Annotated in this window: 10 protein-coding genes; all 10 read left to right on the forward strand. The window is 43.1% G+C overall.

Annotated features, from left to right (window positions below; all coding sequences use genetic code 11):
- Positions 1-20 precede the first annotated feature (20 nt).
- The 10 genes from PHP90_RS07075 to PHP90_RS07120 all read left to right on the forward strand — a co-directional run bounded on the left by PHP90_RS07075 (position 21) and on the right by PHP90_RS07120 (position 13,073).
- Positions 21-4,595 (forward strand): MG2 domain-containing protein, encoded by a 4,575-nt coding sequence (locus tag PHP90_RS07075; protein ID WP_299927385.1) that lies wholly within the window; start codon positions 21-23, stop codon positions 4,593-4,595.
- Positions 4,573-6,246, forward strand: coding sequence for a DUF2300 domain-containing protein (locus tag PHP90_RS07080; protein WP_299927388.1), 1,674 nt, complete (start codon positions 4,573-4,575; stop codon positions 6,244-6,246). Before PHP90_RS07075 ends, PHP90_RS07080 begins: the two co-directional genes overlap by 23 nt.
- Positions 6,243-7,004 carry a DUF2135 domain-containing protein gene (locus tag PHP90_RS07085; RefSeq protein WP_299927391.1) on the forward strand — a complete coding sequence of 254 codons (762 nt, stop codon included), beginning with the start codon at positions 6,243-6,245 and terminating at the stop codon, positions 7,002-7,004. The genes PHP90_RS07080 and PHP90_RS07085 overlap by 4 nt, the downstream gene beginning before the upstream one ends.
- Before the next feature lie 152 nt (positions 7,005-7,156).
- On the forward strand, positions 7,157-7,717 hold the full coding sequence (locus tag PHP90_RS07090) for a PAS domain-containing protein (protein WP_299927394.1): 561 nt from the start codon (positions 7,157-7,159) through the stop codon (positions 7,715-7,717).
- A gap of 156 nt (positions 7,718-7,873) precedes the next feature.
- The gene (locus tag PHP90_RS07095) at positions 7,874-8,704 is read left to right on the forward strand and encodes an SIR2 family protein (RefSeq protein ID WP_299927397.1); all 831 of its coding nucleotides are present in this window, start codon (positions 7,874-7,876) and stop codon (positions 8,702-8,704) included.
- 10 nt (positions 8,705-8,714) lie between these two features.
- Complete coding sequence (locus tag PHP90_RS07100) at positions 8,715-9,311, forward strand: ATP-dependent Clp protease proteolytic subunit (protein ID WP_299927402.1); 597 nt, start codon at positions 8,715-8,717, stop codon at positions 9,309-9,311.
- Positions 9,311-10,525 carry an ATP-dependent Clp protease ATP-binding subunit ClpX gene (gene clpX / locus PHP90_RS07105; RefSeq protein ID WP_299927406.1) on the forward strand — a complete coding sequence of 405 codons (1,215 nt, stop codon included), beginning with the start codon at positions 9,311-9,313 and terminating at the stop codon, positions 10,523-10,525. The genes PHP90_RS07100 and clpX overlap by 1 nt, the downstream gene beginning before the upstream one ends.
- On the forward strand, positions 10,522-11,712 hold the full coding sequence (locus PHP90_RS07110) for a NifS family cysteine desulfurase (protein WP_299927409.1): 1,191 nt from the start codon (positions 10,522-10,524) through the stop codon (positions 11,710-11,712). The genes clpX and PHP90_RS07110 overlap by 4 nt, the downstream gene beginning before the upstream one ends.
- A 79-nt stretch (positions 11,713-11,791) precedes the next feature.
- Positions 11,792-12,673, forward strand: a complete 882-nt coding sequence (locus PHP90_RS07115; protein WP_299927412.1) for a diguanylate cyclase — start codon at positions 11,792-11,794, stop codon at positions 12,671-12,673.
- A 52-nt stretch (positions 12,674-12,725) separates the two neighbouring features.
- Entirely contained in the window at positions 12,726-13,073 is a 348-nt protein-coding gene (locus PHP90_RS07120; protein WP_299927416.1) for a hypothetical protein, read from the forward strand.
- Positions 13,074-13,165 lie beyond the last annotated feature (92 nt).

Raw genomic sequence — 13,165 nt, forward strand, 5'->3', positions numbered from 1 at the left:
TCAAACCTATGAGAGAAACAATGAGCATACCTTCTTTTATCCTAAAATCACTACTGATCTTCTTCTTTATGACACTACCCTCTTTTGCCGATGATAACGTGGGAACCCCTTTCTTTTTACTCAGCGACGCAACCTACGGTTCTCATGATACGGCATTGGTTCGACTAGAAGTAGAAAATGTGGATACTGTATCCGAATACGGCGGCGTTGACCTCTATGTCTACCAGATCAAAGATCCTATCGCCTTTTTAAAAGCTCAAAAAAATCTCCACCGTATCAATGTCGAACCAAACTACTCAGGTGGAACATTAGCCAATGCCTTATCACTGACATGGGATAAACTATGGAAGGAAGCCCGTGAAATCTGGCGCAAACTGTTTACACAAGATGCCCGTCATACGATTACAAACAATATTCCGCAGGTACGAACCCATCCACTGGGTAATACCTCCACACCACTGATCTTAAATCCACGATATGAACCGTTAAAAAGCCATATTCTCGTCAATAGTTTTCGTTATCCACTCCATAAAGCAAAATCGATTCAACCTCCAAAAGGGGTTGAACTTGCCGGAAGCAGCAGTGAATTTTTGGAAGCACCTCAAGGTAACGTGATGATTCCGTTAGGAAAAAAAGCTCCCGGACTTTATTTGGTCGAAGCGATGATCGGAGATTATCGTGCTACGACACTGGTGTTTGTATCTGATTCGGTAGCTGTTACAAAAGTTTCTTCAAACCAAATGCTAGCATGGATTGCGGATCGACGAACAAGCCAACCGGTTAAAGGTGCCGACGTTTTATGGAGCGACGGCATCGGCATCCTCTCCCAAAATAAAAGTGATCAAAATGGACTAGTCACATTTGAACGAAAAGGGGTTGAAAAAACCTATATATACGGCAAAGATCCTGATGGTGGAATCTATATTTCCGAAAACTATTATTATGACAGTGAAATCTATAATACAAAACTTTATGCCTCTACGGATCGTCCTCTGTATCGTCCGGGAGAAGATGTTTATGTTGAATTTATGGGGCGTAATTTCACCTCGGCACGCACATCAACCCCGCTTCAAAACGGTAGCCTTAAATTAGAGGTATTTGATCCGAATGGATTCCCTATTGCCCAGAAAAACGTTCAAATCACCGCAAATGGCGGTAATACTGCTTTTAAATTACCGAATAATGCCTCAGCCGGAGGATATGGGTTACGATTTGAATATTTAGGTAACTCCTACGGTGCTAGCTTTCGGGTCTCTGAATATCAAAAACCCCATTTTGAAATCAACATTTTTCCCGATAAATCTAATTATAAGACCAATGAACCCGTTACGGGCAAATTGCAATTGACCTATCCTGACGGAAAACCGGTCAAAAATGCTCAAATCGATATGAGTGTTCGAGCACAAAGCCTCAGTATGATTGAGGGAGATTTAGGTTACAGCGGGGCATTCCCTCTCAAAATCACGAACTCTGTTATTGCAACTGATGAAAAAGGGACGGCTCTTTTTTCTCTTCCTGCCGCAACCCTCCCTAGCCGATATGTTTTAAGTGCTCTGGCCACCGATGGAGCGGCATATCGCGTACGTGCAACCAAAGAACTCTTGATAGAACGTGGCGTCAATATGTACGATCTCTCTGCCGAAAAATCGTTCTCTTCGATCGGGACAAATGTAGTATTTGGTTTTCACCCTATCTCAATCGTCCAAAACAACCCTTCAACCGTACCTTTATCATGGAGCTGGTTACGGATGGAAGATCGCCATAAAGATCATGGCTCATTGAGCAATGCTTCCGATTTCAGCATCGTTTTCAATGAACCCGGAACCTATACTGTTTCCTTGCACGATCGCAATAACAATATTGTCGGAGCAACTACCCATTATGTAAGTGGAGGGGCTATCCGAGCTCCTCAGGGATCGATCAAAATGGTATTCGATCAAAACAGCTACCATCCCGGTGAAAGGGCTAAAGCTCTGATAACTTTTTCGGAGCCTGTCGATCAGGCACTCTTTACGTTAGAACGAGACCGAGTTGAAAAAACGGCGTTAATGTCAAAAAATACTGATTGGGTTAATGCCAAACGTCTTTCACCGACACAATGGCAAATTGAACTTCCCGTCAAAGCCGAATACGGGCCGAATATTACTTTCTCGGCAGTCTATGTCAAAGGAAATGAATATGTATTCCAAAATCTGGGATTAAAAGTAGAACAACCTCGCATTAACATTACCGTTCGAGCCGATAAAGCACTCTATGCTCCAGGCGAAAAAGTGACTCTCGATCTTACTGCCTTGATCGGTAATAAACCATCGGCAAATAGCCATCTAAACCTAAGTGTGGTGGATGAGATGGTTTACGTACTCCAAAGTGAAATCGCTCCCGATGTATTTGACTTTTTTTACCATCCTCGACGTAATAATGTCCGTACAACCGCCAGTCTGAGTTTTATCGGCTATGATTTGGCAAAAGTTCCCACAAATATTGCTTTGCCATCGCATGGGCAAACCCATCAGCGTGCCATCAAACTTCAAGAACGTCCAAGACGCGATGATAAAGATACCGCACTGTGGAATCCTGATATCATAACAGATAAAAATGGACACGCCCGTGTCAGCTTTATCATGCCTGACTCCCTAACCCGATGGAGAATCACGGCACGCGGTATGGACAGTTCAGGAATTGTAGGACAAAATACCGCTTATGTACGCTCCGACAAACCGTTTTATATCAAATGGACCAGTCCGACATGGATGCGAAGCGGAGACAATCCGAATGCCAGTATCGCCCTTTTTAACCAAACAGGTAAAAAAGCGATCATTGATTTCGCTATCCTAGGAGCCGGACTCAAATACAATCAGCCCGTATCCCTTAAACCAGGGATTAATTTTTTAAACTTCCCGCTCAAAGTGACAACGGCCGACTCCCGGCTTCATATCACCCTTTCAAGTCTCGGAAAACAGGTAGATGACATTAATATCCCTTTACGTATTCTTCCCGTTTATTGGCAAAACAAGCATGCTCTGCATCTAACGCTCAATACAAACGAGACATTTTTACACCTTCCTGCCGATGCTAAAAATATCAAGTTACAATTTACCGATGGGATCAGTGAACAATTTCGTCGAATTATGGATGATCTGATCGATTATCCATATGGTTGCGTTGAACAAACATCGAGTCGAATTATCCCTTATACTCTCGCCTTACTCTCTCTACAAAACAGTGATGAAAAACTTTCTGAACTCTTGAGACAACGATTGTATACGTTTCGTTTTCGATTGGCACAGATGGCTGGACCGGACGCAACATTCGGGTGGTGGAGCACACCGATAGAAGAAGGTGACCCATTTTTAACCACCTACGCTTATTATGCCGACTGGCACGCGAGCAAAGCACTGAATCTGAACCTTCCCGAAGGACATTTTGATATATTACTCGATATTTACCGTAAAAACGGTGCCAATCAAACGCCATGGAAACGTGCATTGATGCTCGATTGGATGCAGCAGATGGGTCTTCCGGTCGGTTCTCTTGCAGCAGCATTAGTAAACGAAGTAGCTCAGCATCCTAAAAATTCAGCAAAAAATTCTCTCCATCTTGATAATAGTGTCATCATGACAGCCGATACCCTTGCGATACACGATTCAATGGCACTTTTACTCAGTGCATATACGGTCCGTGCAACGCAAGGAAAACTCAACCCGTCCCTCAATCCTCAACTCACCGAAGCTGTCAAACAAATACATCAAGCATCCTTTCCCGTAGGAGAAGCGCTCCTAATGCTTTGTGGAAATACTCCATCTTCGGAAGCATCTGATATTTTAGATAAAGTACGTGTTGAATCGCCTACCATCGATAGAGCTGTTACCTTATTATGGGTATATCGTGCCCTTGAAAAAGAAGGAATATCTCCTCTTCTCACACGCTCAAATCAAACGATCACACCGGATAATTCGTGGAAAAGTACTCATACTTTTTCAGGACAGAATGTCTATTACTGGGCGAAAACAGCCATTCCGGCATCTATTCATCTCTCAGATATTCCAAAATCAGCATTCACGGCTGTTATTCGATATGACAGTGCCGAAACCGGTAAAAGCACACTCCCTGTACAAGTAGAACGACGTTTTTACCGTCTCAATAAATTCAACGCAGAGAGTAACGACTCTATCAACACAAACGGATCGGCACAATACGATTTAGAGCCTATGGGGAAAAACAGCCAATTTGATACAAATGAGCTCTATCTCGATCAAATCACGATAACGTCACATTCATCGACACCTTTACATTTTGGTATCGTTGAAGCGGCTCTCCCTCCTGGAATGTCAGCAGATTCTGCAACATGGGGAGTCAATATCCGTTATCCGGGTGGAGAAAGTTATGGTACATTAGAAAAAGCACGTTTTGACCTATCCGTGCAGGGATACTCCGTCCCTGTAGATACATTGGAGGGGACAACAGTTATCCGTCACCTAATCCGGCCAGCGCAAACCGGCACATTTTTACTTCCTCCGGCACGCTACTATAAAATGTATCAGCCGGATCAAAAAGCATTTGAGGAAACCCCGCGTGCCGTTATCCAAATTCACTAAAAGAGCCGCTTTCATCTTGCTTTGTTCACTTGTCTCCTGTGGAGCGGAAGAAGCAAATGTAGCATGGTTAAAAAACGGGACTATTACTATCCGATCTCTCGACGCACATGATCATATATCTGTATTATCCCCGTCTGATAAAGTCCCTTTGGGAAGTTTATGGAAACTGTTTGTATATATCTACTTAGCCGATACAAAAGCAAATGAGCCCTCTTATATCTGCAGCGGTGATCCAGCCTTAAAAAAAGAAGAACAATATTGCTGTACTCCAGGTTTAAGCATCGACAGGGACAAAGCCTTATCCCATTCCTGCGCCCCTTATTTTGAACCGAGCCGACTTAACATCGATCCTTCTGTATGGAAATATTACTGGCAAACTAAAAATCAACCTGCATGGCTGCAAGATATTCACAATCTCAAACCTGCTACAGAAGTCTCAATCAGTGATCTGCTTCATATACTCGACACCATACCGACTCAAGCGCGTTCGCAAGCACGTAATGCGATGCTGGAAACTTCCATAAGCGGATTCGGTCGTACTGCATGGAACGATTTAGGTTCAGGAATTCGATACAAAACCTATTCATGGCATCGACATGACGGAAAAGCTTTTGGTGGTGCTGCCGGATGGCTTGCAGAGGGTACACCATTCTGGTTTGGTGCGTTGGGAACCAGTTCCAGTACACTTAAAAAATACTCTTCACAATTATCTGCTGCTTTACCGCCTCAAAATCTATTAAACACTACGACCGATAACATCTGTGTCGATGTTGATTTTTTCGGTCAATATCCTCTCAAATCTATACGACAAAAAAATTATAAAAAAATTGAATCAGGACAGTTAAACGGGGAGTATCAACTCGAATTTTTCAATGGAAATCGATTGAATATTCACTCTCGTAGCAATTTATACGTGAAGAAACTACATGACAACTCCTATAAACTATCAGGACGGTTAGGACTCAATCATTACGTCGCACGTGTCATTGACCGCGAGGGAAACACTTCGCAACCCGAAGCAGCCAGAGCATTAGCAATAGCAGCACGAACCTATCTTCTTCAAAACGGCTCGTATCAAAACGGTTGCTGGCATATCATCGACTCAACGCGCACTCAACGTGTCAGTCCAAACACACCCTCTTCCTCCGCACTTGAAGCCGCTTTCTTTACTGATGACCTTGTTCTAAAAGGACCTCCGATTTATTTCCATAAATCCGAACAAGGAACCAATAAACTCTCATGGGAAAATGCTCTAAAACAAGCCCGACAAGGATGGTCTTTTGAAAAAATATTATCCTCTGCTTATTCCTCATCTACTATCGAAACTATCAATCAACGTAGAGAATGTATCCGGCTGTATGAAGCAGAAAACTGGCTTTTGCAATCCACTAAGAGCTGGAAAAAAACACTCAGCTCAGAAACAGGATATGAACCGCTGAATCATATACCGACGGTTTGTGCTCTTGCTACCGGAAACCCTTATTCCGATCAAGACCGCTTACGTATTTATGCTCGTGGATGGCGCAGCTTAAATGATCGTATCACATTAACCCATGAATATCTACATCTTGCCTTTCGCTATCACCCAAACGGTGCGAATGAAGAGTATGTAGAAAACTTAGCCCGAAAACTTACAGGAGTTCACCCATGAAAAAAATCATATTATTTATTACTATTTTAGCAACCAACCACATCTACTCATATGCAGACCCAATAGAGATTAATACTCCATCAGGGGGATGGAGATACAGTGCAGGAGAGGCTTCGGGCTTTTTACAAAAGGTCAACTATCCCGCATCATCCGTAAATACCGAAGGCCAAGATAAATCATCACTGATAAAAGGGCATATATCCAAGCATACCAAAGGCAAACCCGCGAAACTCATAGTCAATGGTATAGCCATCCCTCAAAGGGTAGAAGACTCGGGAGATTTTGAACGCCCGTATGCATTCGGCTCCGGTTCTAACAGTATCGAAGTACGTAGTAATGATGGGAAATCACGCAAACAAGTCCAGTTCTACGACGGATACAGTGCAAAAGCACAATCACGTCTGCGTATCGTCTTATCATGGGACAGTGACGGAACCGATTTGGATTTGCATGTCGTATCACCGGATGGTCAGCACACCTATTATGGGAATCGTGTCTCTTCAAACGGAGGAGCGTTGGATGTGGACGTTACGACCGGATACGGACCGGAAATCTACGCAAATCCTACTCCTCCTAACGGTGTTTATCATGTCTATGTCAACTATTATGGCGATGGTGATAACCAAAAAGACCTTACCACCGCACAAGTCGCTATCATCACACAAGAAGGAACCCTATCTGAGAAACAGCAAGTTTTTCGAATTCCAATGCGTAAAGCAGGAGAGTTGACCAATGTCAGTTCATTTAGTTATCCATAAAACAAAGATCAATATATTGTTTTTCTTATCTAATAAGGGACTTTATACCAAAAATACATTATTTAATGTTTTTGACTCATTAAATCTTATTATTTATATTATATATGTTATGATTTTACGTTATATATAAACTACACTAAAGGCTATCCTAAATGGAGCAGAGTTCTAAAGAAATCCATATTGATCGAAAAAGAATGATCGTCAGTCGCACCGATCTCAAAGGAGTGATCGAATATGCAAATAAAGACTTTATGGACATTTCCGGCTATTCATTAGATGAATTGATTAATCAACCTCATAATATTGTTCGACATCCTGATATGCCCTCAGTCATATTTAAACTCATGTGGAAACGTATCCAATTAAGTCAGGATATTTTTGCTGTTGTAAAAAATAGAGCTAAAAACGGAGATTACTACTGGGTAACGACAAAATTTGAAATCAGAAGAGATCCATTAAGCAATAAAGTAAACGGTTACATAGCCTATCGACAAGGTGCTGATAAAAAATTGGTCGCAGATATTACCAAACTCTATAATGAATTGCTCTTAATCGAAAATACCAGCGGAATGGATGCTTCTGAAAAATATCTAATCGGTTATTTAGATTCTCAAAACAAGACCTATGACCAATTTATAGACGATATTGTCGGCAAAGGATGGCTGTTTAAATCATTTTTTAAAATGATGGCAACTATGTTTGCAAACAAATAACTTTTGAAACGAACCTCTTTGGGATGAATTAATTAACATTTTTGTCCCACTCTTCTATACACCCCACAAAATCGGACAAAATAGGATAAATTTACTCCTATTTATCACAAGAACACATTATGCAATGGTTTGTGCAAAGCTCCAAAAGGGATCACGATGGACACAATATTGGAAACGATCAAAAAAGAGTTACGCAATCAAACTACCATCCCTTACTTCAGTCTGGGCGTGTTTGAGGGTATTATGACCAAAGAGGGTGAAGCCGTTCCTCATGACAGCGATTCACTTATCCTGGCAATGAACGGCGGACGTGCAATGGCTCCGCGTTTGATGTTTGAATACTCCCGTGCTGCAATGCATTTGGAACAACGTCGCGGCGTTGAGTATATGACTCAGCTGCTAAATCATATTTATACCAAACCTTTCGAGCCGACACCGCTGCACAAAGCGATTGTGGACATGATGCCACGCTATATCATCGATACGAATCGAGACACTAAATTTCAAGAACTTTTAGCCTTCACACCTCACTGTCTTATTATCGGAAAATCCCGTATCATGGGCGACTTGAACCGTTATGAAGTATACGAATACGATGTCGAAAACAAAAAATATTTTCTCGTAGAAGATGAAGTTCTCGATAATGCCGAGAAGATCCTTTTTAAACCGATGGGTTCGCCGTTGCCGAATCCGACATTTGTCATTTCCGATGCCGATTACGTCGATTGGCTCACCGAGGCGATGGGCGGATTTGCTCTCCCGAAAGTGCTCAAAACCTATCGTAAAGCAAAAAAATATCTCTTTTTAGGGACTAATTTCGGTCATGACACCGATCGTATGGTTGCGAACGAACTGACTCTTGATTTGGAAGGCGGATATGTCGTTACGGATCAAGAGCTGGGGAAAAAAGAGAAAAAATTCATCGAGAAACATAATCTCGAAGTTGTACCCATGTCGTTAACCGAATTCATCAAAGCATTTGTATAAGGAGAAAGCTATGCCAATGATACCTACCGTAAAAGATATATCGCCTCGAGGAGAGCGTTATTTCGACCTGTTTTCAAAACTATTAGGGGATCGTGTGATCGTTATCACGGAAGCGGTCGATGATCATATGATGGGGGTTATCGTTTCACAGCTCCTTTACCTCGAAGCGATGGATCCGGAAGAACCGATTCACATGTACATCAGTTCACCCGGCGGATCGGTGATGGCGGGTCTTGCGATTCTCGATACCATGCAGCTCATTAATGCCCCGGTGTATACGTATGCCATGGGTCTGGTCGCTTCTATGGCGGCAGTCCTCTTTACTTGCGGAGAAAAAGGACATCGCTATATGCTCCCGAACGCCGAAGTGATGATCCATCAGCCCCTCGGCGGCTACTCAGGTCAAGCGAGTGATATCGAAATCCACACCAAACATATTCTCAATCTCAAACGCCGCCTGTATGCAATTTTGGCAGATGCAACCGGCAAAAGTACCAAAGTGATCGAAAAAGAGTCCGACCGCGACAACTACATGGAAGCCAAAGAGGCGATCGAGTTCGGTCTTGCGGATACGGTTCTTACCAAATTCAGCGCAAAGGATGTATGATGAGTACTGAAAAAACCTGTTCATTTTGCGGTCGTAAACAAAGCGAAGTCAAAAAAATGTTCTCTTCGGAGACCACACATATTTGTAACGAGTGTATCACTACCTGCTCTGCCATTTTGCAAAAAGAGGTCCGTTTCGAACAACGCTCCGCAATGCAGCAGCAGCTCCCGACTCCTGAAAAAATCGTCGAGTTTTTGGACAAATATATTATCGGTCAAATCGATGCAAAAAAAGTCCTCGCCGTTGCCCTCTACAACCATTACAAACGGATCGAAAATCCGGTGTATAACAATGTCGAACTTGAAAAATCCAACATCCTTCTCGTAGGACCTACCGGAAGCGGTAAAACATTGCTCGCAAAATCACTCTCTAAAATTATGCAGGTTCCGTTTGCGGTTGCCGATGCGACTGCCCTAACCGAAGCAGGTTATGTTGGTGAAGACGTTGAGAGCATTCTCTCTCGCCTCCTCGCTGCGGCAAACTATGATATCGAACTGGCACAACGCGGGATCATCTATATCGATGAGATCGATAAAATCGCTCGCAAAGGCGAAAGTTCAACGATGGGTCGTGACGTCTCCGGTGAAGGGGTACAGCAAGGGTTGCTCAAAATCCTGGAAGGTGCCGAAGTTTATGTACCTGTAAAAGGGAGCCGCAAAAACTCTACGACTGAAACCGTACTCTTTAACACATCCCATGTTCTTTTCGTCTGCGGTGGTGCGTTCGTCGGACTCGTTCCGGATTCTCATACGAAAAAATCAAACAAAGTAGGCTTTAGCAAAACAGCTGAAAAAGGCGAAGTCAAAGAGAAAAAAATCGATGCAAAAGCATTGGTACACTACGGAATCATCCCTGAGTTCATCGGACGTATTCCGGTTGTCGCACAACTGAAAGAACTTACTAAAGAGCAAATGGTACAAATCCTTCAAGAGCCGGACAACGCACTCATCAAACAGTTCCAAGCGTTGTTTGACATGGACGGAATCGAACTCAACTTCGAAGACAAAGCCCTCGACGCCGTTGCACAAAAAGCGATCGATCGCGGTGTCGGTGCACGCGGATTACGCAGTATCATCGAAGAAGCGATGCTGCCGCTCCAATTTAGCTGTCCGTCGAAAAAGAATTTGCAAAGCCTCACCATCACCGAAGCGGTCATCGAAGACCCGACAAACGAACCTATCTATGTCTATAAAACTGAAAAGGAAGAAGCATGAAACGTGTATATTTAGACAACAACGCAACTACAAAACTTGACCCGATCGTAAAAGTAAAAATGCAGCCATTTTTTGAAGAGCTTTACGGTAACCCGAATTCCCTTCACCAATACGGGATCGAAGTTCGTCCGTATTTGAATGAAGCGATGGGATACATGTACGATGCACTCAATGCACCCGATGCGGATGACATTCTCATCACTTCATGTGCGACGGAGAGCAACAATACCGTACTCAAAGGGATCTTTTTCAAACATATCCTCCGCGATCCGAGCAAAAACCATATTATCGCTTCTGCGGTTGAACATCCTTCGGTACTTGAAACCCTTCACTTTCTCGAAGAGAACGGTGCAGAGATCACGTTTGTCGACGTTGACCAGTTCGGATATGTAAGCGCCGAGCGTGTTGCAGCAGCAATCACCGACAAAACAATATTAATTAGTATGATGTGGGCGAACAATGAAACCGGGATGATTTTCCCGGTCGAAGAAGTTGCCGCTATCGCGAAAGAGCGAGGGATTTTATTCCACACCGATGCGGTACAGGCAATCGGTAAAGTCAAAGTCGATCTCACCGCAACTCCGATCGATTATCTCACCTTCTCAGCTCATAAATTCCACGGTCCGAAAGGTATCGGCGGGCTGTATGTCAAAAAAGGTTCCGAACTCCCTAACCTCCTCCATGGCGGAGAACAAATGGGTGGAAAACGTGCCGGAACATTGAATGTCGCCTACATCATCGGTATGGGATTGGCAATGAAACAATCGGTCGGGCATCTGGAAAAAATGAACACCGACGTGCGTGCACTTCGTGACCGTCTCGAAGATGCTATTTCACAGCTACCGGATACTATCGTTGTAGGAGATCGTGCTCGCCGTACACCGAATACCATTCTCATCTCATTACGCGGTATCGAAGGTGAATCAATGCTCTGGGATCTTAATCGTGCCGGTATCGCGGCATCTACCGGAAGTGCATGTGCATCTGAATCTCTCGAAGCCAACCCTGTTATGAGCGCTATCGGCGAAGATCCGGAACTGGCGCATACGGCAATCCGTCTTAGCCTAAGCCGTTTTACGACTGCCGATGAAATCGACTATACGATCGACGTATTCATGAAAGCGGCAGAACGTCTCCGTTCTATCTCTTCAACATACTCTTACACAAACGAGAAAGTGGTCAATTAAGACCATTTTCTTTCACCTTTATTCCCAATTTATCCCTTCTATATGCTATTATTAGCTCAAACAAGGCGAAGGCAGATGTATGGAAATCTCTCAAGACGAAGTATATGTGATAGAGGAAGATCACGTATGCAGTCAGCTTTTTCTCTCAGCAATCAACACCCAAAAAAATCTTATTGTTCTAATGCGCGATCATGTTCCTATTCTTTTTAACAAAGCATTCCTTGATTTTGCCAATGTCTCATCTGCCAAAGGATTTTTGCGTGAATTTGGTTCACTTTTAAACCGCTTTGTCCCTCATGACAGTTATTTTCATGCCGGGAAAGTAGATAATCCGGAGGATTGGACTGCCTCTCTTCTAGCACTTCCAAAAAATGACCGTATCATCAGCATGCTCAGTTACCGTATTGAGCCTCATGCGTTTTCGGTATCCGTTGAATCACCCGTATCCAACTATACCATTGTGACTTTTACCGATATTTCTCAAGACCTTATCAAGCGGATCATGATCGAAAACGACGTCAGCATCGACAAAGAGAGCGGAGCCTTCGACAAAGAGTATTTCAACCATACATCCAAAAGTTTTCTTGAAGCGGCAATTTTCAATAAGAAACTGATCGGTATTACGATGATCGAGCTGATGTCATCCGATGATGATGCAGAACATTATTTGCACGATTTTTGTTTCAGTATTAAATCCAACATACGCCAAAGTGATATGCTAGTTCGATGGGGTAAAAAAGTATTTTTATTGGCCTATCTCATCGACTCTTCCGATAATGCACTGAAATTCAGCCGTAAATTGCTTACTGTGATGCGAGAAGAGCCTTTTCAAACACTCAGCAACATTAGTATGCGTGTCGGAAGCAGTGTACAAAACGAAAACGATGACATATACAGCATTATCTCACGTGCCCATAAAGCGCTGCAACAAACGAACGATTCCTGTATTACCGTTTTATAAACTCCATGAATTAAATATGCATATAGATTCCTAAAAGCTATCGGGAGTCATTATGCGTCCTTATCGCAATATCAGCGATTCAGAACTACAAAGTCTAGGAGCGACCCGAGAATGGGATTCAGAGTATGTCCGCTCCCTCTGTGTCCCATCTACCGTTTTATGGGTTCACTCCACACGCGAAAAATATCACAAGCTTGACCCTATGGATCCGTCTCTTATCAAAACAGTTACTATCGAGAGAATTCAGGGGGATGTTATCAAAACCAATTTCGGAAGCTATTCCATCGATACGGGGAAAAATATCTACTATTCCTGCGGCTGTAAAAAGTTTTGTGACTGTTACGGACAGCTTTATCTGATAAAGGATTCAAATGCGTTATCTGATCGATATACGGCTTGAGGGAAAAAGCCGCCTCTATCCTATTGATGCAAAGAATGAAACAGAGGCTATAGAACGTCTCAAGCTCCGTCTACCGCCACATCAGCGTGAAT

Origin of the sequence: Sulfuricurvum sp. (assembly GCF_028712165.1) — a bacterium.
Classification (GTDB): Bacteria; Campylobacterota; Campylobacteria; order Campylobacterales; family Sulfurimonadaceae; genus Sulfuricurvum.